General features: G+C 73.5%; 16 protein-coding genes. 12 read left to right on the forward strand and 4 right to left on the reverse strand.

Features of this window, described 5'->3' with window-relative positions; all coding sequences use genetic code 11:
* The first annotated feature begins 74 nt into the window (after positions 1–74).
* From ACFUC1_RS07935 to ACFUC1_RS07960, 6 genes are all read left to right on the forward strand, one after another.
* Positions 75–1,127 carry an L-erythro-3,5-diaminohexanoate dehydrogenase gene (locus tag ACFUC1_RS07935; protein ID WP_379118389.1) on the forward strand — a complete coding sequence of 351 codons (1,053 nt, stop codon included), beginning with the start codon at positions 75–77 and terminating at the stop codon, positions 1,125–1,127.
* A gap of 75 nt (positions 1,128–1,202) precedes the next feature.
* Entirely contained in the window at positions 1,203–3,677 is a 2,475-nt protein-coding gene (locus ACFUC1_RS07940; protein WP_379118391.1) for a phosphoketolase, read from the forward strand.
* 10 nt (positions 3,678–3,687) lie between these two features.
* The gene (gene pta / locus ACFUC1_RS07945) at positions 3,688–5,757 is read left to right on the forward strand and encodes a phosphate acetyltransferase (RefSeq protein ID WP_379118393.1); all 2,070 of its coding nucleotides are present in this window, start codon (positions 3,688–3,690) and stop codon (positions 5,755–5,757) included.
* Complete coding sequence (locus tag ACFUC1_RS07950) at positions 5,757–6,959, forward strand: acetate/propionate family kinase (RefSeq protein WP_379118395.1); 1,203 nt, start codon at positions 5,757–5,759, stop codon at positions 6,957–6,959. Before pta ends, ACFUC1_RS07950 begins: the two co-directional genes overlap by 1 nt.
* A 24-nt stretch (positions 6,960–6,983) precedes the next feature.
* A complete protein-coding gene (locus ACFUC1_RS07955; protein ID WP_379118397.1) occupies positions 6,984–8,639 on the forward strand; it encodes an amidohydrolase in 1,656 nt (551 codons plus the stop codon).
* A gap of 4 nt (positions 8,640–8,643) precedes the next feature.
* Entirely contained in the window at positions 8,644–9,534 is an 891-nt protein-coding gene (locus ACFUC1_RS07960; RefSeq protein WP_379118399.1) for a Gfo/Idh/MocA family protein, read from the forward strand.
* Here the strand turns inward: ACFUC1_RS07960 and ACFUC1_RS07965 are convergent.
* Complete coding sequence (locus ACFUC1_RS07965; protein WP_379118401.1) at positions 9,531–9,953, reverse strand: ChaB family protein; 423 nt, start codon at positions 9,951–9,953, stop codon at positions 9,531–9,533. The genes ACFUC1_RS07960 and ACFUC1_RS07965 overlap by 4 nt on opposite strands.
* A gap of 153 nt (positions 9,954–10,106) precedes the next feature.
* On the opposite strand from ACFUC1_RS07965, the gene ACFUC1_RS07970 reads away from it, so the two are divergent.
* The 6 genes from ACFUC1_RS07970 to ACFUC1_RS07995 all read left to right on the forward strand — a co-directional run bounded on the left by ACFUC1_RS07970 (position 10,107) and on the right by ACFUC1_RS07995 (position 16,178).
* Positions 10,107–11,705, forward strand: a complete 1,599-nt coding sequence (locus ACFUC1_RS07970) for a lysine 5,6-aminomutase subunit alpha (RefSeq protein ID WP_379118403.1) — start codon at positions 10,107–10,109, stop codon at positions 11,703–11,705.
* Positions 11,702–12,481, forward strand: a complete 780-nt coding sequence (locus ACFUC1_RS07975; protein ID WP_379118405.1) for an OAM dimerization domain-containing protein — start codon at positions 11,702–11,704, stop codon at positions 12,479–12,481. Before ACFUC1_RS07970 ends, ACFUC1_RS07975 begins: the two co-directional genes overlap by 4 nt.
* On the forward strand, positions 12,478–12,873 hold the full coding sequence (locus ACFUC1_RS07980) for a hotdog domain-containing protein (protein WP_379118407.1): 396 nt from the start codon (positions 12,478–12,480) through the stop codon (positions 12,871–12,873). Before ACFUC1_RS07975 ends, ACFUC1_RS07980 begins: the two co-directional genes overlap by 4 nt.
* Positions 12,874–13,304: 431 nt before the next feature.
* Positions 13,305–14,945, forward strand: a complete 1,641-nt coding sequence (lnt, locus tag ACFUC1_RS07985; RefSeq protein WP_379118409.1) for an apolipoprotein N-acyltransferase — start codon at positions 13,305–13,307, stop codon at positions 14,943–14,945.
* Entirely contained in the window at positions 14,938–15,711 is a 774-nt protein-coding gene (locus tag ACFUC1_RS07990; protein WP_379118411.1) for a polyprenol monophosphomannose synthase, read from the forward strand. The genes lnt and ACFUC1_RS07990 overlap by 8 nt, the downstream gene beginning before the upstream one ends.
* Positions 15,696–16,178: an FxsA family protein gene (locus tag ACFUC1_RS07995; protein WP_379118413.1), complete on the forward strand. Its 483-nt coding sequence runs from the start codon at positions 15,696–15,698 to the stop codon at positions 16,176–16,178. The genes ACFUC1_RS07990 and ACFUC1_RS07995 overlap by 16 nt, the downstream gene beginning before the upstream one ends.
* Positions 16,179–16,253: 75 nt before the next feature.
* Here ACFUC1_RS07995 and ACFUC1_RS08000 read toward each other — a convergent pair whose 3' ends face one another.
* The 3 genes from ACFUC1_RS08000 to ACFUC1_RS08010 all read right to left on the reverse strand — a co-directional run bounded on the left by ACFUC1_RS08000 (position 16,254) and on the right by ACFUC1_RS08010 (position 19,595).
* Positions 16,254–16,613 carry an RNA polymerase-binding protein RbpA gene (locus ACFUC1_RS08000; RefSeq protein ID WP_316008812.1) on the reverse strand — a complete coding sequence of 120 codons (360 nt, stop codon included), beginning with the start codon at positions 16,611–16,613 and terminating at the stop codon, positions 16,254–16,256.
* A gap of 158 nt (positions 16,614–16,771) precedes the next feature.
* Positions 16,772–18,334, reverse strand: coding sequence for an MFS transporter (locus tag ACFUC1_RS08005; protein WP_379118415.1), 1,563 nt, complete (start codon positions 18,332–18,334; stop codon positions 16,772–16,774).
* Positions 18,335–18,413: 79 nt separating this feature from the next.
* Positions 18,414–19,595, reverse strand: coding sequence for a D-alanyl-D-alanine carboxypeptidase family protein (locus ACFUC1_RS08010; protein ID WP_379118417.1), 1,182 nt, complete (start codon positions 19,593–19,595; stop codon positions 18,414–18,416).
* Positions 19,596–19,614 lie beyond the last annotated feature (19 nt).

The following is a 19,614-nucleotide window of genomic DNA, read 5'->3' on the forward strand; positions in this document are numbered from 1 at the left end:
ACGGGAGAAGTTCCACCGAACACGACCAGTCGCCGCAGTATTTGCGTCGCGTGTCGCTCTTGATGGGAGATTCTGTGCCGGACACCCCCTCGTCCCCGGTCGGCCTGCACCGCGTGCTCGAGCCCGCGGGCGCCTCACTGCCCCAGGGCGCGCAGCGCCTCGACGCCCGCCCCGAGCTGTGGCCGGACGAGGTGCGGATCGCGGTCGAGACGCTCAACCTCGACGCCGCCTCCTACCGCCAGCTGCACGACAAGCACGCCGGCGACGGCGCGGCGGTCCGCGCCGAGGTCCTCGACATCGTCGCCACCCGGGGCAAGATGCAGAACCCCGTCACCGGCTCCGGCGGCATGCTCATCGGCACCGTCGAGGAGGTCGGCCCCGAGTCGCCCCTCGGCCTGGCGCCGGGGGACCGGGTCGCGACGCTGGTCTCCCTGTCGTTGACGCCGCTGCTCCTCACCGACGGCCTCGCGCGCTGGGACGGACGCTCCGAGCGGGTGCCCGCCGCCGGGCACGCGATCCTCTTCGGCCGGTCCATCGCCGCGAAGCTGCCCGACGACCTCAGCCCGGACCTCGCCCTCATGGTCATGGACGTCTGCGGCGCACCGGCGCTGGTGTCGCGGGTGGTGGGGGAGTATGCCGCGCGCGGCCATGCGCCCACCGTGGCCGTCCTCGGCGGGGCCGGGAAGTCCGGCTCGCTGTCGCTCGCCGCAGCCGCCGACGCGGGGGCCGGCCGGCGCATCGCCGTCGTCCCCGTCCAGCGCGAGGCGGACCTGCTCGCCGGGACGGGCCTGGCCGACGCGGTCGTGGTCGCCGACGCCCGCAGCCCGCTCGGTCTCTCCGAGGCCGTGGCTGACGCCGGCGGCCCGGCGGACGTGACCGTCGTCTGCGTGGACGTCCCCGGCTGCGAGCAGCCGGCCATCCTCTCGACGGCCCAGGGCGGCACGATCATCTTCTTCTCGATGGCCACCAACTTCGCCGCGGCTGCGCTCGGCGCCGAGGGGGTCGCGGCCGACGTGCGCATGCTGGTGGGCAACGGCTACGTGCCCGGCCACGCGGCATACGCCCTCGACCTGCTGCGCGGCAACGACGCTGTGCGGCGCCTGTTCGAGTCGCGGCTGGACGACTGAGGCACATCCCGGGCCCCGCGGGCAAGGTCCTCGGACCCGTGGACGTGGGCGCCGTCCCGTGGTCGGATGCGGGGTATGCCTGCTGACGTGACGCCGGGATACGCCGCGGAGGACCTCGAGCTCGACCTGCGGTGGTGGGCTGCGGCCAACTACCTCACGGTCGGGCAGATCTACCTGCGTGAGAACGCGCTCCTCACCGAGCCGCTCCGCGTGGAGCACACCAAGCCACGCCTGCTCGGGCACTGGGGGACCAGCCCGGGGCTGTCGATGGTCTACGCCCTGGTCAACCGGCGGATCCGCGAGACCGGGTCGAGCTGGCTCTACGTCACCGGCCCCGGCCACGGCGGCCCCGCCCTCGTGGCGGCCGCGTGGCTGGAGGGGACGTACTCGGAGGTCTACCCGCAGGTGGGTGACGACGCGGCCGGGGTGCTGCGCCTGTTCCGCCAGTTCTCCTCCCCGGGTGGCGTGCCCAGCCACGTCAGCGTCCAGACGCCGGGGAGCATCCACGAGGGCGGCGAGCTCGGGTACGCGCTCGTGCACGCGGCCGGGGCGGCGTTCGACCACCCCGACCTCGTCGTGGCGTGCGTCGTCGGCGACGGGGAGGCCGAGACCGGCCCGTTGGCCGCGTCCTGGCGGCTGCCGCACTTCCTCAACCCGCGCCGGGACGGCGCCGTGCTGCCGATCCTGCACCTCAACGGGTACAAGATCGCCGGCCCCACCGTCCTCGGTCGCACCGAGGACGAGGACGTCGAGGCGTACCTGCGCAGCCAGGGCTGGGACCCGGTCGTCGTGGCGGGTGACGACCCGCGCGAGGTGTTCCCGGCCTTCCGGGAGGCGCTGGCGCGGGCGCACGACCGGATCCGCGAGATCCAGGACGCCGCCCGGACGGGTTCCGGGGACGGCGACGGGGACGGCCGGGCCGGCTCCGGGGAGGGCAGCGGGAGCGGGCGCGACCTGGGCGACCACCGGGCCGCGTGGCCGGCGATCGTGCTCCGGACCCCCAAGGGGTGGACCGGCCCAGCCGTCGTCGACGGCAAGCAGGTCGAGGGAACCAACCTCGCCCACCAGGTGCCGCTGGCCGGCCTGGCCGAGAACCCCGAGCACCTGCGGATGCTCGAGGAGTGGATGCGCGGCTACCGGCCCGAGGAGCTCTTCGACGGCGACGGCCGGCTCGTCCCCGAGCTGCGGGCGCTCGCCCCCGAGGGCGACCTGCGGATGTCGGCGACGCCGTACGCCAACGGCGGGAGGCTGCGCACGCCGCTGCCGATGCCGGAGCTGTCGCAGTACGAGGTGCAGGTCAGCCCCGACGGCCGTGGCCGGGAGATGGTCGAGAACACCATCACGACCGGTCGCCTCCTGCGCGACCTGTATGCCGCGACGGCGCGGCCCGACGGGGGCGGCACCTTCCGGCTGTTCTCCCCGGACGAGACGGCGAGCAACCGGCTGCAGCCGGTGTTCGAGGTGACCGACCGGTGCTTCATGGGGTGGTTGCGGGACACCGACGACCACCTCGGGCCCGACGGCCGGGTCATGGAGGTGCTGAGCGAGCACCTGTGCCAGGGCTGGCTGGAGGGCTACCTGCTGTCCGGGCGGCACGGGATGTTCGCGACGTACGAGGCGTTCGCGATGGTCTCCGCCTCGATGGCGGTGCAGCACGTGAAGTGGCTCCAGCACGCGCAGGAGCTGCCGTGGCGCGAGTCGGTGTCCTCGCTCAACATCCTGTTGACGTCCACCTGCTGGCGCAACGACCACAACGGGTTCTCCCACCAGGGGCCGGGCCTCATCGACTGCCTGCTGCCGCTGGCGCCGGGCGTGGTGCGGGTGTTCCTCCCGCCGGACGCCAACACCGCCCTGTGGATCTCCGAGCACTGCCTGTCGGGGACCGACCACGTCAACCTCGTCGTCGTCGACAAGCAGAAGCACCTGCAGTACCTCTCGCTCGAGGAGGCCGCCCGCGCCTGCTCGGCCGGTGCGTCGATGTGGGAGTGGGCCAGCACGTGCGGCCCCGACGAGGATCCGGACATCGTGCTGGCCTGCGCCGGCGACGTGCCCACCCAGGAGGCGCTCGCCGCCGTCGAGCTGCTGCGCGACCACGTGCCCGACCTCAAGGTGCGCTTCGTCAACGTCATCGACCTGATGACGCTGATCCCGGAGAACGACCACCCGAACGGGTTCTCGGACAGCCACTTCGAGGACGTCTTCACGCCGGAGCGGCACGTCGTCTTCGCGTTCCACGGCTACCCGCGGGCCATCCACCAGCTCATCCACGGCCGGGCCAACCCGGGCCGCTTCCACGTCCGCGGGTTCAGCGAGCAGGGCACGACCACCACGCCGTTCGACATGGTCGTGCTCAACCGGATGAGCCGCTTCCACCTCGCCAAGGAGGTCCTGCGGCGCGCGCGGACCCGGCCGGCGGGGTGGCGCGAGCTCAAGGACCTGTGCGACCAGCGGCTGGCGGAGCACGAGGCGTACATCCGGGAGAACCTCGCCGACCTGCCCGACATCGCGAGCTGGACCTGGAAGGGGGCGTCCGCCACCGCCGGCCGGTAGGTTCGGCGGCATGCCGAGCAGCATCTACCTCGCCGGGACGGAGGCGCGGTCGGGCAAGTCCGCCGTGGCCGTCGGCCTGCTGCACCGGCTCGCCCGGCGCGCCGGCCGGGTCACGGTCTACCGGCCCGTGGTCCGCGCGGGCGAGGCCGACGTGCTCGTGGAGACGCTGCTCTCGCTGCTCCCGTCGACCACCACGACGGCGGAGCGCGCCTGCGGGGTCACCTACGACGAGGTGCACGCCGACCCCGACCGGGCGATGAGCACGATCGTCGACCGGTTCCACGAGGTGGCGCGCGACCACGACACGGTGCTCGTCGTGGGATCCGACTTCACCGACGTGGCCGCCCCGACCGAGTTCGCCGTGAACGCGCGCATCGCGGCGAACCTCGGTGCGCGCATGCTGCTCGTCGAGCCCGCGGTCGGACGCGACCCCGAGGACGTCGCCACCACCGCCGAGCTCGCCATCACCGCCGCCCGTGAGCAGCACGCGCACGTGGCGGGGGTCGTCGCCAACCAGGTGCCGCGCGACCGGCTGGCGCGGACCGCCGAGGTGCTGGGCCGGCGCGTCGCGCCTGCCTCGGTGCACGTCCTGCCCGAGACGCCGCTGCTGCGCGCGCCCACCGTCCGCGACCTGCTCGAGGCGTGCAGGGGCACCGTCGTGCACGGAGACGACGGCCTGCTGGACCGCGAGTGCCTCGGCCTCGTCGTGGCCGCCATGACCATGCCGCACGTGCTCGACCGCCTCATCGAGGGCGGCGTCGTCATCGTCCCCGGGGACCGGGAGGACGTCGTGCTGGGCACCCTGCTCGCCCACCGCTCCAGCACCTTCCCCTCGCTGTCGGGACTGGTCCTCAACGGAGGGTTCGCCCTGACCCCGCAGGTGCGCCGCCTCATCGAGGGCCTCGACGTGCGCCTGCCCGTCATCGCGAGCGAGGGCGGGACCATGACGACCGCCACCGCCCTCGGCCAGGCGCGGGGCCGGATCACCGCCGACGCGACCCGCAAGATCGAGGCGGCCGTCGCCCTCGTCGACGAGGCCTTCGGGCCCGAGGACTGGCCCGCCCTGCCCGCCCACCCCGGCGACGGCGAGGGGGCCGTCACGCCGCTCATGTTCGAGCACCAGCTCGTCGAGCGGGCCCGGGCGACCGGGGCGCACATCGTCCTGCCCGAGGGGACCGAGCCGCGCATCCTGCTCGCCACCGAGCGGGTCCGCAGCGCCGGCATCGCGCGCATCACGCTGCTGGGCGACCCGGACGACGTGCACGAGGCCGCGCGTGCCGCGGGCGTCGACCTCACCGGCGTCGACGTGGTCGACCCCCTGACGAGTCCGTGGCGCGTGCGCTTCGCCCGCGAGTACGCCGCCCTGCGCGCCCACAAGGGCGTCACCCTCGACCAGGCACTCGACCTCGTCGCCGACGGCGCCTACTTCGGCACGATGATGGTCCACGACGGGCTGGCCGACGGCATGGTCTCCGGCTCGGTCACGACCACCGCCCACACGATCCGCCCCGCGCTCGAGGTCGTGCGGACCGCCCCCGGCGTCCACATCGTCTCCAGCGTGTTCCTCATGTGCCTGGCGGACCGGGTGCTCGTCTACGGCGACTGCGCGGTGAACCCCGACCCGACCGCAGAGCAGCTCGCCGACATCGCGATCTCCTCGGCCAGCACCGCCCAGCGCTTCGGCATCGAACCGCGGGTGGCGATGCTGTCGTACTCCACCGGCGGGTCCGGCACCGGAGCCGACGTCGAGAAGGTGCGGGCCGCGACGGCACTGGTGCGCGAGCGCGAGCCCGACCTGCTCGTCGAGGGGCCGATCCAGTACGACGCCGCCGTCGACCCCCACGTGGCCGCCACCAAGCTCGAGGGCAGCACGGTCGCGGGACGCGCCACCGTGCTCGTCTTCCCCGACCTCAACACCGGCAACAACACCTACAAGGCCGTCCAGCGCAGCGCGTCGGCCGTCGCCATCGGGCCGGTCCTGCAGGGCCTCAACCGCCCGGTCAACGACCTGTCCCGAGGTGCCCTCGTGCGCGACATCGTCAACACCATCGCCATCACCGCGATCCAGGCCGGCGACTGATGGCCGGCAACCGGGTCCTGGTCCTCAACGCCGGCTCCTCGTCCCTGAAGTACCAGGTCGTCGACGGGGCCAGCGGCGAGACGGCCGCGACCGGCCTCGTCGAGCGGATCGGCGGCGAGGGCCACCTGCGGCACACCACCGGTGACGGGACGCACGAGCAGGACGTGTCCGTGCCCGACCACGCCGCCGCCCTCGCAGCCGCGCAGCAGGCGCTGCGGGACCACGGCCCGGACCTCGACGCCGAGCCCCCCGTCGCCATCGGCCACCGCGTCGTCCACGGGGGTGCCCGGTTCAGCGAGCCCGTCCTCGTCGACGACCACGTGCTGCAGGCGGTCCGCGACCTGGCGCCGTTGGCCCCCCTGCACAACCCCGCCAACCTCGAGGGCATCGAGACGGCACTCCGCGCCTTCCCGGACCTGCCGCAGGTCGCCGTGTTCGACACCGCCTTCCACCAGACGCTGCCGCCGCACGCCCACACGTATGCCGTGCCGCGCGAGTGGCGCGAGCGGCACCGGGTGCGCCGCTACGGCTTCCACGGGACGTCGTTCGCGTTCGTCTCGCGGCGCGCCTGCGAGGTCCTCGGGAGGGAGCCGGACGACACCAACCTCGTCGTGCTCCACCTCGGCAACGGCGCGAGCGCGTGCGCCGTCGAGGGCGGGCGCAGCGTCGACACGTCGATGGGGCTCTCGCCGCTCGAGGGCCTGGTCATGGGCACCCGGCCCGGCGACCTCGACCCGGCCCTGGGCGCCTACCTGTCCCGCGCCGCGGGCCTGGACGCGACGGCATACGACAGGGCGCTCAACCACGAGAGCGGGCTGAAGGGGCTCACCGGCATCGCGGACCTGCGGGAGGTCGAGCAGCGCCGGGGGTCCGGCGACGCCGACGCCGCCCTGGCCTTCGACGTCATGACGTACCGGCTGCGCAAGTACGTCGGGGCGTATGCCGCGGCCCTCGGCCGGGTGGACGCGATCGTCTTCACCGGCGGCATCGGCGAGCACAGCGCCGCCGTGCGCGGGGCTGTCCTCGGCCGGCTCGACGTCCTGGGCGTCGAGCTGGACACCGCCGCCAACGACGACGGTCCGGCCGAGCGGGTCGTCACCACGCCCCAGAGCCGGGTCGTCGGCATGGTCGTCCCGACGAACGAGGAGCTGGAGATCGCCCGCGCCTGCCTCGAGGTGCTGGGGGAGCGGGACGGCCGGTAGCCCCCGGCGCATAGGGTGCGGACCGTGACCACCCTGTACCGCGGCGGATTCGTCTACACCCCCATCGACCCCTTCGCGAACGCGATGGTCGTCGACGACGCGACCGGCACCATCGCCTGGATCGGCGGCGACGACGCGGCGGCCGTGCACGCCGGCGCCGTCGACGAAGTCGTCGAGCTCGACGGGGCGCTCGTCACGCCCGCGTTCGTCGACGCGCACGCCCACGTGTCGCAGACGGGTGCGGGCCTGCGCGGGGTGGACCTCGGGACCGCCCGCAGCGTGGCCGAGGCCCTGAGCCGGATCGAGGACGCCGCCCGACGCGAGCGTGGGCGTCCGGTCTACGCCCCCAACTGGGACCAGGGCAACTGGGCCGACGGCCGCCCGCACACCGGCGCCGAGCTCGACCGGGCCACCTACGGCGGCGTCGTCTACAGCCCCCGGGTCGACGGCCACTCGGCCGTCATCTCCTCGGCGCTGGCGACCGCGTCCGGTGCCCGCGACCTGCCCGGCTGGGAGGGCGAGGGCCTCGTCACCCGCGACGCCCACCACGCCGCCCGCGAGGCCTTCAACGCCGCGGTCACCCCGGCCCAGCGGCAGGCGGACATCGACCTGGCACTGCGGACCGCCGCCGCGGCCGGCATCGGCCTGGTCCACGAGAACGGCGGCCGCACCCTGTCGGGCACCGACGACTTCGCCGAGGTGCTGGCGGCGGGGGAGCGCGGCGACGGCCCGCAGACGATCGGCTACTGGGCCCAGCTCGTGTCCGACGAGCAGGAGGCCCGCGACGTGGCCGCCCTCCGCGGCGCGCACGGGCTCGCCGGCGACCTCAACATCGACGGGTCCGTCGGCTCGCGCACCGCGCACCTGCGCCGGCCCTATGCCGACCGCGAGGGGCACACCGGCAACGCCTACCTCACCGTCGAGCAGGTCCGCGACCACGTCGCCGCCTGCTCCCTCGCCGGGCTGCAGGCCGGTTTCCACGTCATCGGCGACGCCGGCGTCGACACCGCCGTGGCCGGCTTCGAGGCGGCGGCCGAGCTCGTGGGGGCACCGGTCGTGGCCCGCGCCCGGCACCGCCTCGAGCACCTCGAGATGGTCTCGCGGGACGGCATCGAGCGGCTGGCCCGCCTCGGCGTCTCGGCCTCGGTCCAGCCTGCGTTCGACGCCTTCTGGGGCGGGGACTCCGGCATGTATGCCGCGCGGCTGGGCGCCGACCGCGTCCACGGCCGGGGTGAGGGCGACGCCGGCCCGATGAACCCGTTCGCCTGGATGATGGCCGCCGGCATGACCCTCGCGCTGGGGTCCGACTCGCCGGTCACCCCGTTCGCGCCGTGGGAGGCCGTGCGCGCCTGCGTCAACCACCACGACGAGTCCCAGCGGGTCTCGGCCCGCTCGGCGTTCCTCGCGCACACCCGCGGCGGGTGGCGGGCCGCCGGCTTCGACGACCGCGGCTACCTCGACCTGGGCCTGCCGGCGACGTTCGCGGTCTGGCAGGTGGGCGACCTCGTCGTCCAGGCCCCCGACGACCGGATCCAGACCTGGTCCACGGATCCCCGGTCCGGCACCCCCGGGCTGCCGGACCTCTCGCCGGGCGCACCGCTGCCGGTCTGCCTGCGCACGTCGGTCCGGGGGCGCGTCGTGCACGACACCGGGGCCCTCACTCCCTCGACCGCGGGCTGACCCGGTGCGGGTCGGCGTCGTGGGTGCGGGCGCCATCGCCGTGCCCCACGTGCGGGCCTGGCAGGAGCTCGGCGCGGATGTCCTCGTCCACTCCCGTCGCCCGCCGACGGAGTTCGCCGAGCGCCACGGCACGGCGGTGGCCGCCGACCTCGACGCGCTGCTCGCGACGAGCGACCTGGTCGACGTGTGCTCGCCCACCGACACCCACGAGGAGGTCGTGCTGGCCGCCGTGGCAGCCCGCCTACCCGTCATCTGCGAGAAGCCGCTCGCCCGCACGGCGCACGGCGCGCAGGCGCTCGTGGACGCGGCCCGACAGGCGGGGGTGCCGCTCCTGCCCGCCCACGTCGTGCGCTGGTTCCCCGCCTACGAGGCGCTCTGGGCCCGGGTGTCCACCGGGGTCCTCGGCATCGTGGAGCACGCGCGGTTCACCCGGCAGGTCCAGGCCCCACCGGACGACACCTGGTTCCACGACGGCGCCCGGTCCGGGGGAGTGGTGCTCGACCTGATGCTGCACGACCTCGACCAGGCGCTGTGGCTCTTCGGGCCGGTCCGCGCCGTGACGGCCCAGGCCCTCGACCCCCGGCAGCGGTCCGTCCGCGCGGTCCTGGCGCACGAATCGGGTGTCACGACGACCGTCGAGGCCACCTGGGGGCCGCTGGGCACGCCGTTCGCGACGGCATACGCCGTCACCGGCTCCCGGGGCTCGACCGCCCACGACACGTCGGCGGACGGGGCGAGCAGCGACGAACCGGTCGAGGGCGAGGACCCCTACCTGCGTCAGGCCCGCGAGCTGAGGGACGCCGCCCTCACCGGGGCGGCGGCCAGGGTCACCGCTGACGACGGCGTGGCCGCGGTCGCTCTCGCCGAGCGCGTCCTCGAGCGGCTGCCCTCCTAGTTCCCGCGGGCCTGGGCGGAGGCCCGGTCGTTGGCCTTCTGCAGCGCCTCGACCAGCTCCGCCTTGGTCATCCGGGAACGACCCCGGACATCGAGCCGACGGGCGAGCTCGAGCAGGTGCTCCTTGGTGGCGTTGGCGTCGACGCCACCCGCCGTCGGCGCGGACGAGCCGTAGCCCTGCTCGGCGTGGGCGTCGGACGGGCCGTGCTCCTCCTTCGGCTCCCAGTGGTCGCCGACCTTCTCGTGGGTGTGCTTCAACGCCGCGTACGCCGTGCGCTGGGCCCGCTCCTCGCTGTCGTACTGCTCCGCCGCCGAGTCGTACGTCTGCGCGTAGGTGTCCTTGGCCTTCTGGTCCGAGCGCTGCAGCGTGCTCGGCAGCTCGCTGTCCTTCGCCCGGCCCGACCTCGTCGTCTTCGGCACGACCGCCTCCCGTCCCCGCCGCGCGGTGCGGCGTCACGCCCAGCATCGCCGCGGCCGCCTGAATTGGCGACCTGGAGGTGCGGAGCGCCAGAGGATTTGCGGCTCCAACCCACCATGACCGGAAATCCTGCTCTCCACTGCTAGATTCGGCGTGTGTCCTCCCGTGTCAAGCCTGTCCTCGACCTCGATCCCGCCACCGTCCGGAAGGCCCGCTCGTTGGCCCGCAAGGCCGGCCGACCGGTCGTCCGGATGGCCCAGGAGCACACCACCGTGTCGGTGGAGCGAGCGACCCTGCGCCTGGCGGGACTCGCCGGCGCCGACCACGAGCGCGTGCCGTGGGTCAACCACCTGGTCGACCGGGTGGGTGCGGACGTCGGCCTCGAGCACGGCGTCACGACCCCCGTCTTCGACGCCCTGCGCCGCGGGGAGGCCGAGGACCTGCTGACGCTCGCGCAGAAGTCGGCCAGCGGTTCGGTCACCTTCCGGCTCCCGGAGGGCCGCGACGCCACCCGCGCGCAGAAGGCGGCGCGCTCGGCCGTCGCACGCGGCATACGCACCATCGACCGGCAGCGGGCCGCCCGCGACCGGCTCATCCGACGCCACGGCGACCCCGAGCAGCGGCCGTGGATCTACCTCATCGTCGCCACCGGCGACATCTACGAGGACATACCGCAGGCCCAGGCGGCCGCGCGCGAGGGCGCCGACATCATCGCCGTGATCCGCTCGACCGGGCAGTCCCTGCTCGACTACGTGCCCGAGGGCGCCACCCGCGAGGGGTATGCCGGCACGTACGCCACCCAGGAGAACTTCCGCCTCATGCGCGCGGCCCTGGACGAGACGTCCAAGGAGCTCGGCCGCTACATCCGGCTCACCAACTACGCGTCCGGGCTGTGCATGCCCGAGATCGCCACCCTGGCGGGGCTCGAGCGGCTCGACATGATGCTCAACGACTCGATGTACGGCATCCTCTTCCGCGACATCAACCCGGTCCGCACCTTCGTCGACCAGCGGTTCAGCCGCCAGATACACGCCCGCGCCGGCATCATCATCAACACCGGCGAGGACAACTACCTCACCACCGCCGACGCCGTCGAGGCCGCGCACACCGTCACCGTCAGCCAGCTGCTCAACGAGTACTTCGCCAAGGAGGCCGGGCTCGAGGACTGGCAGCTCGGCCTCGGACACGCGTTCGAGATCAACCCGGACCTGCCCGACAGCTTCCGGATGGAGCTCGCGCACGCGCTGCTCGCCCGCCAGCTCTTCCCGGACGCGCCGCTGAAGTGGATGCCGCCGACCAAGCACATGACCGGCGACGTGTTCCGCGGCTACCTGCTCGACGGGTTCTTCAACCTCGTGGGCGCCATGACCGGCCAGGGCATCCTGCTCGTCGGCATGATGACCGAGGCCGTGGTGACGCCGTTCCTGTCCGACCGCGACCTCGCCCTGCAGAACGTGCGCTACGTGCTCAACGCGGCCGGCGGGCTCACCGAGGACTTCCACCCGCCGCGGGACGGCTTCATCCAGACGCGCGCCCGGCAGGTCCTGGGGGAGGCCGTCGACCTGCTCGACGCGATCGTCCACGACAGCGACACCGCCGGGGACCCGCCGCTGCTGGCCGCGATCGCCGACGGCACGTTCGGCCTCATGAAGCGGCCGGCGACCGCGGGCAAGGGCCTGGACGGCGTGGTGCGCCGGGCCGAGGGCTACGACAACCCGGCCGTGACCCTGCTCGAGACGGGGGAGACCACGTGAGCACCCCCACCGCCGGCGGCGCCACCCGCCGCACCCCCGACATCGTCCGGCCCTACGGCGACACCACCGGCGACGGCATGGTGCAGGTGTCCTTCACGCTGCCCGTCCCGCACGACAAGCGGGCCGAGGGCGCCGCGCTGCAGCTGGCCGCGAAGATGGGCCTCGAGCCGGCTCTGCTCGTGCACGCCAAGGCGATGGGCCCCGACTTCACCTTCTTCGTCGTCTACGGCAGCGTGAAGCACCTCGTCGACCTGCGCGAGGTCGAGGTGGTCGAGCGCGAGTTCCCGCTGCTGAGCCCCAAGGAGGTCAACGCGGCGATCAAGTCCCGGCTGCGGCGCAAGCTCGTCGTCGTCGGCGCCTGCATCGGCACCGACGCCCACACGGTCGGCATCGACGCGATCCTCAACATCAAGGGCTTCGCGGGGGAGAAGGGCCTGGAGTACTACCGCGAGATCAAGGTGGTGAACCTCGGCGCCCAGGTCCTCGTGCCCGAGCTCGTGGAGCGGGCCCGGGCGGAGAAGGCCGACGCCGTCATGGTGAGCCAGGTCGTCACCCAGAAGGACGCCCACATCCACAACACGACGGCGATGAGCGCCGCGTTCCGCGAGGCCTACCCGGCCGGGCAGGTGCCCCTGCTCGTGGTCGGCGGTCCCCGGTTCGAGGAGGGGTCGGCCCAGCGCCTCGGCGTCGACCGCATCTTCGGCCGCGGCACCACCCCCGGCGAGGTGGCCAGCTACCTCGTGCACGCCCTCGCCCAGCCCAAGGAGAAGCGATGACCAGCCCCGAGGTCGGCACGACCGTCACCCACCGCCGCTACGTCCCGTACTCGCACGCCCACTACGCGGGCAACCTCGTCGACGGGGCGTACTCCCTCGCCGCCTTCGGGGACGTCGCCACCGAGATGTGCATCCGCACCGACGGTGACGAGGGCCTGTTCGCGAGCTACTCCGACGTCCAGTTCAAGGCACCGGTCCGCGCCGGCGACGTCATCGAGATCGAGGCCCGGCTGGTCCGGGCCGGCACCCGCAGCCGTGAGATGGAGTTCGAGGTCCGGGTGGTGGGACGCGGGGCGCCCGAGCGGGGCGAGTCCGCGGCCGACGTGCTGGACCCGCCGGTCGTCGCGACGACCGCCCGCGGCGTCGTGGTGGTCCCGCCCCGCGCGTCCTGACCACTCCTCGGACACCGTGGTCGGCGTGTCGTCGCGCGACACGCCGAGTTGACGGAGTCTTTACGGAGATCCTCTGCAGCACAAGCAAATTGGCGCGCCCGCATGACCTGCGGCGAAGGGCTGACGGGCTTCCGTCAGGTGGCTTGACACGGCAGGTGGCGAGGGTATGTTGGCCCTCGGTTGTTTCACCGCAACGACCGCGACAGGGGGATCCAGCACCGGGCACGGGGACGTGATGCACGGTGACGAGCGCGCGCAGTCACCGCCCGCCAGCACCACATGCCCACCCGAGCTGACACCCCGCCTCGCCGCGGTGGTGGACGACGACACGGCCCGCGCGCTCAGTAGACAACAGCGTGGGGATGGCACCCAGCCAGCCCCCTGCTGGTCCCAACGGCGGCGCGGGCCGTGCCGTGTCCTACCGTGGTGGCGTGCCGTCGACCGTCCGTCGTGCCCGCGCCCTGGCCCGGGTCCTCGCCGCCGTCCTGTCGGGCCTGCTCACGGCGCAGGCCTTCCCGACCTCGGACCACTGGTGGCTCGCCCCCGTGGGGGTGGCGCTGCTGTCGGCAGCCGTGCTCGGCGCGCGGTGGCGGCTCGCCGCCCTGGTCGGGCTGGCGCACGGCCTCGGCTTCTTCCTGCCGACCCTGTCGTGGACCGGCGTGTACGTCGGCAACCTGCCCTGGGTCGCCCTCGCCGTCCTGGAGTCGCTGTACCTCGGCGCCATGTGCCTGCTCACCGCGGCCGTCCAGCGGCCCCTGCTCGGCACCCGCTGGCGGCCGCTGGCCTACGCCGTCGTCCCGCTCGCCTGGGTGCTCCAGGAGTGGTCGCGGGGGACCACTCCGTTCGGCGGCTTCCCCTGGGCCAGGCTCGCGTTCAGCCAGGCGGACAGCCCGCTGGCGCCCTTCGCGCGGTATGCCGGCGCGCCGGGGCTGACCTTCGCGGTCGCCTGCGTCGGGGTGCTCCTGCACGTCCTCGGCCGCGAGCTGACCCACCGGCTCGGCCGCCCGCGCCACCGCGGCCCCCGCGCCGGGCGGTGGCTCCCCGCGCTCCTGGTGCTCGCTGCCGCGGCGCCCGCGGTGGCAGCCGTGGCCACCACGCCGCCCACGGACGGCCGCCGGGTCTCGGTCCTGTTCGTGCAGGGCAACGTCCCGAAGGCCGGCCTGGACTTCAACGCCGAGCGCCGCAAGGTGCTCGACAACCACGTGCAGGCGACCGTGCGCGCCACAGCCCACGAGGCGACCCCGCCGACCCTGGTCGTCTGGCCGGAGAACTCCTCCGACATCGACCCGCTGGAGAACCTCGACGCCGCCGCCGACATCCGGCTGGCCGTGGCGACGGCCAGGGCTCCGGTCCTCGTCGGGGCGGTCCTCGACGGCCCCGGCCGGTACGTCTCCAACGCCTCGCTCTTCTACCGCCCCGGCGGGGGCGCGCCCCAGCGGTACGTCAAGCAGCACCCGGTCCCGTTCGCCGAGTACATCCCGTACCGCTCGTTCTTCCGGAACTTCAGCGACAAGGTCGACCTGGTCGCCCGCGACTTCACCAAGGGGGACCGACCCGGCGCGTTCGAGGTCCCGGTCAGCGGGAGCCGCCCGTACTGGATCGTCCCGACGATCTGCTTCGAGGTCGCCTACGACGGCCTGATGCGGGACTCGACCCTGCAGCCGGGCAAACGCGACAGCGTCCTGGCCGTGCAGACCAACAACGCGACCTTCGGGTTCACCGCCGAGTCCGAGCAGCAGTTCGCGATCAGCCGGATCCGCGCGATCGAGCACGGCCGCTCCATCGTCCACGTGTCCACCGTCGGCGTGAGCGGCTTCATCGCCCCCGACGGAACGTACGTCGACAAGACCTCGTTGTTCACGCAGGCGGCCCGGTACGGCTCGCCGGTCGTGCGCACGGAGGTCACCCCGTCCGACCGCATCGGACCGCTGCCGGAGTATGCCGCGGGGCTTGCCACCCTGCTCCTGCTGGGGTTGGGACTGTCGCTGGGTCGCCGGAACGCTAGGGTCGGGCGCACTGCCGCCGGCCCGTCCGAGCCGGCCGACCACGAGAGGGAACGCGTCGTTGTCTGACCGCACGATCGAGCGGGTGCTGGTGTGCATCCCCACCTACAACGAGCGCGAGAACCTGCCGGTCGTGGTCCGCAGGCTGCGCGCCGCCGTCCCCTCCGCCGAGATCCTCGTCCTGGACGACAACTCGCCCGACGGCACCGGCCAGGTGGCCGACGAGCTCGCGGCCGCCGACCCGCTCGTGCACGTGCTGCACCGGGCCGGCAAGGAGGGCCTGGGCCGCGCCTACCTCGCCGGGTTCGCCTGGGCGCTCGAGCGTGGCTACGACGCCGTCGTGGAGATGGACGCCGACGGCTCCCACCAGCCCGAGCAGCTGCCGGCCCTCCTCTCCGCCGTGCAAGACGGCGCCGACCTGGTCATCGGGTCCCGCTGGGTGCGGGGCGGGTCGGTCGTCAACTGGCCGCTGCACCGCAAGGCGCTGTCGGTGGGCGGCAACCTGTACATCCGGGTGCTGCTCGGCATGCCGGTCAACGACGCGACCGCCGGTTACCGCGTCTACACCGCTGACGCCCTGCGCAAGATCGGCCTGCACGACGTGGCCTCGCAGGGCTACTCGTTCCAGACCGACCTCACCCGCCGGGCGGTCCTGCTCGGCATGCGGGTCGTCGAGGTGCCCATCACCTTCGTCGAGCGCGAGGTGGGCGACTCCAAGATGAGCGGGGACATCATGCGCGAGTCGCTGCAGCGCATCACCGTGTGGGGAGTGCACCACCGGGCCGACCAGCTGCGCCGGCTGCGCCGCAGGGAGGCCACGTGGCACCAGCTGTAGGACCGGCTGCGCGCGGACGCCGCCGCCGCCCGCGGTGGCTCGCCGTGGTGTTCGTGCTGCTGCTGGTCGTCCCGATCCTGGAGATCGCGACGATCATCGCCGTGGGCAAGGTCATCGGCGGCTGGCAGACCCTGGTCCTGCTGCTGCTGGAGTCCGCGCTGGGCGCGTGGCTGGTCCGCCGGGAGGGTGCCCGGGCATGGCGGGCCCTGGTCACCGCGCTGAACACCGGACAGATGCCGAGCCGCCAGCTCGCTGACGCGGCCCTCGTCCTGGTCGGGGGCACGCTGCTGCTGTCGCCGGGCTTCCTCACCGACGTCGTCGGCTTCTTCCTCATCCTGCCGGTGACCCGGCCACTCGCCCGGCGGGCGCTCGAGGCGGTGGTGGCGCGCCGCGTGCTTCGCGGCTTCTTCGGCGGCCGCGGTCGCGGCGGAGGGCCGCCGGACGTCATCGAGGGCCAGGTGCTCTGAGCCCGGCCCGGCGGAGGCCGCGTACACACGGCGAAGGCCGCGCCCCGGGCGGGGACGCGGCCTTCGTGGTGCGTGTCAGGCGGTGCGCTTGCGGCGCGGCTTCTCGCCACGCGACTCGCGCAGCAGCGTCAGCCGCTCCTCGAGCAGCTCCTCGAGCTCGGGGATGCTGCGGCGCTCCAGGAGCATGTCCCAGTGGGTCCGCTGGTGCTTGACCGGCTTGTGCTCGGGCTCCGGGCCGTCGACCAGCCGGGCCTCCTCGCCGCACCGGCACTCCCAGGTGGGCGGGATCTCGGCCTCGATCGAGAAGGGGAGCTCGGTGCGGTGCCCCTGCGGGCACACGTACGCGGTGATCTGCCGTTCGCTCGGCACGACGTGCTCGTCGGTCTCCAGGCTGTGCGAGACCATCCGGCTGCCGCGGAGGGTGCGTTCTGCCATGAGGGGTTCTCCCAACGTATGGTGTCCCTGCCCGCTCGGATTCGGTCGGGGCTCCCGGGATTCGTTGTCGTCAACGCCGCGGATCGGCCGAATGTTCCGGCTGCGTCTACCCCTGAGGACGGACTGCGAGGTCGGGACGTTGGCTGCTGTGACGCAGATCACACGACCTGGGGCACCTCGTTGCCGGCGTCGAGGATTCCCTGGCGCACGTCGACCCGGCGCAGGAGCACGAACCCGGCCACGAAGAAGACGATGAGCGCCACGATCGCCGGGCGGTAGGAGCCGGTCAGCTGGTGGACGAGGCCGAACAGCAGCGTCCCGAACCACGACGTCCCGCGCTCCATCGCCTGGTAGAAGGCGAAGAACTCCGCCTCCCGCGCCTTCGGCACCAGCTGGCTGAACAGGGACCGGCTCAGGGCCTGGCTGCCGCCCAGGACGATGCCGATGAGGATCCCGAGGACGAGGAACGGGACGAACGCCCTGGCCGGGAGGAAGAAGGCGGCCACGACGATCAGCGACCAGGCGACGAGCGACCCCAGGACGGTCCGCCACGCGCCGTGGCGGCGCGCCAGCCGGCCGAAGAGCAGCGCTCCGCCGAAGGCGACGAACTGCACCAGGAGGATCAGGGCGATCAGCTGGCTCTGCTCGAACTCGAGCTGCTCGGCGCCGTAGAGGCTGCTCGAGGTGATGACGGTCTGGATGCCGTCGTTGAAGAACAGGTAGGCCGCCAGGAACAGCAGCGTCTGCGGGAAGGCCCGCATGTCGCGGAACGTGTGGCCGAGCTGCACCCAGCTGCCCCGCACGATGCCCGCCGTCGGGGCGTCGTTGCCGCGGATCCCGGCGCCCCGCAGGTCCCACAGGCCCTTGACGGGGATGATCGTGAACACGCCCCACCACAAGCCGGCCGACATCAGGCTGATCCGCACGGCCGTGCCCTTGTCCACGCCGATGAGGCCTGGCGCCGAGACGACCAGCAGGTTCAGGGCGAGCAGCAGCCCGCCGCCGAGGTACCCCAGGGCCCAGCCCTTGGACGAGACCTCGTCACGGTCGTCGGGGCTGGCGATGCGGCACAGGATGGCGTCGTAGACGACGAGCGAGGACCCGAGGGCGATGGTGGCGAGGATCATCATCCCGGCGCCGAAGCGCCAGTTCTGGCCGTTGAGGAAGAACAGCAGGGACGCGGCCACCGCGCCGGTCCAGGCGAACGCGCCGAGGAGCCGGGCGGGGCGCGGCGTCCGGTCGGCGATGGCCCCGACGAGCACGAGCAGGACGGCGGACAGGATGGTCGACAGGGTCACCGTGTAGGACGCCACCGAGCCGGGGTCCAGCGGAGCGGTCAGGACCAGCAGGACCGAGCCCACGCCGACGGCGCCGAGGGAGATGCCGAACGGCAGGGGAGCGGGGCGGTCGCGCACGAGCTGGGCGACACCGGCGACCAGGAGCAGCAGGCCCAGCACCGTCAGGGCCAGCCCTCCCCGCCAGACCCAGCCCGGCAGGTGGGCGGCAGCGGGGACGACGTGCAGGTTCACGGCGCACCTGAGGTCGGTGTCCTGGTCGGGGCAGGCAGCCTTCTTCGCGACGGTGGTCAGGTACGGCCCGAACAGCACCGTGCCGACCGTGGTGACGAACGCGGAGTTGGCCCAGTCGTACCAGTACCAGGGGCGCTTGTACCGGTCGGTGTCCGCGTAGAGCGCGTCCGGGGCGGACGCCTGTGTCGTCATGCGTGAAGGGTGGCACAGCGGGTCGGCGCGACCATGCGTATTGGTACCCAAACCCCGGGGGGCGCGTCGCTCCCCGGGGTCAGCCGGCGAACTCCCAGTGCCACGGCTCGGGCAACGCGCCCTGCGGCTCGGCCCAGTTCGGGTGGAACCAGCCGTAGAGGGGTGCGTTCTGCACCATCCACAGGTGGGCGGGGTTGCCGAAGTCCTCGACCCCGCCGCACAGGTCGACCGCGAGACCGCGACCGTGCTCGCTCGTACCGGGCTCGGCCGCCCACTTGCCGCGACTTGCCTTGACCGCCACCTGCTCGGCGTACGAGCGGTAGGAGTCCGTGATGCACAGCGGCTTCCCGGTGTCCTTCTGGTACGCGAGGCTCATCTGGTTGAAGGCCGCGGCCGCGCTCGGTCGCAGGCTCTGGCTGGGGTCACCCACGAGCGGGCACAGGCCGGCCGCGGGGATCTGCCCGTTGGGGTAGTCGGTCTCGTTGGTGCTGCATGGCTTCACCGAGCCGTCCGCCGACACCCCGGGGACGACCAGGGCCTTGCGCAGGCGCCGGAACGCCTCGACCGCGACCGGGTCGCCGCTGCCCAGGAGCAGGCCGGCGACGGGCCCTGCCGTCGAGACCTGCTCCGCGTGCAGGGCCCTCGTGGTCTCGAGCTGCGACCTCTGCTCGGCGATGACCACGTCGAGCTGGTCCTTGGCGGCCTTCGCGGCTGCGGCGGCCTCGGTGGCCCGCGTGCTGGCCTCGACCGCACGCACGGCTGCCGACCGCTGCAGCTCGGTCTGGTCCTGTACGCGCGCGAACGCCCCCGCCCTCAGGTCGCTCAGGTACGACAGCTGCGCGGCGCTGTCGCTGGCCTCGGCCGGCGGCTTGCCCAGGGTGTCGAGCAGCGCGCCCACGTCCGTGATCGTGCCGCCGGTACCGGCATACGCGAGGTAGGCCCACTGCGCGAGGGCCCGGCGGTCCTCGCCCATCTGGCTGCTCAGGCGCTGGTACAGCGCGACGTCCCGCGCGGATTCCGCGCGGGCGGCGCGCTCCTGCGTGCTGGCCTCGGAGTACTGCTGCAGCAGGGCGTTGGCCTGGACCGCCAGGCGCGACAGCTTCTCGGCCGCCGCCGCGATGCCGGCGTTGCTGCGGCCGAGGTCCGCGGTCAGTGCGTCCGCCCTCGCGACCTGGGCCGCGACGTCGGCGGCGCTGAGGGTCCGTTCGCCCGCGGCGCCGGGGGTCGCTCCGGCCCTCCCGCTGACGCCACCCGTCCCCACCGTCGGCCCCGACCCCGGC

This window comes from Pedococcus sp. NPDC057267, assembly GCF_042668795.1.
In the GTDB taxonomy this organism is placed as follows: domain Bacteria; phylum Actinomycetota; class Actinomycetes; order Actinomycetales; family Dermatophilaceae; genus Pedococcus.

What these genes read in the sequence shown, in the direction of transcription:
- ACFUC1_RS07980 (WP_379118407.1), top strand. Translation starts at nt 12,478, where the DNA reads ATGACCAGCCCCGAGGTCGGCACGACCGTCACCCACCGCCGCTACGTC.
- ACFUC1_RS07940 (WP_379118391.1), top strand. Translation starts at nt 1,203, where the DNA reads ATGCCTGCTGACGTGACGCCGGGATACGCCGCGGAGGACCTCGAGCTC.
- pta (WP_379118393.1), top strand. Translation starts at nt 3,688, where the DNA reads ATGCCGAGCAGCATCTACCTCGCCGGGACGGAGGCGCGGTCGGGCAAG.
- ACFUC1_RS08000 (WP_316008812.1), bottom strand. Translation starts at nt 16,613, where the DNA reads ATGGCAGAACGCACCCTCCGCGGCAGCCGGATGGTCTCGCACAGCCTG.
- ACFUC1_RS07950 (WP_379118395.1), top strand. Translation starts at nt 5,757, where the DNA reads ATGGCCGGCAACCGGGTCCTGGTCCTCAACGCCGGCTCCTCGTCCCTG.
- ACFUC1_RS08005 (WP_379118415.1), bottom strand. Translation starts at nt 18,334, where the DNA reads ATGACGACACAGGCGTCCGCCCCGGACGCGCTCTACGCGGACACCGAC.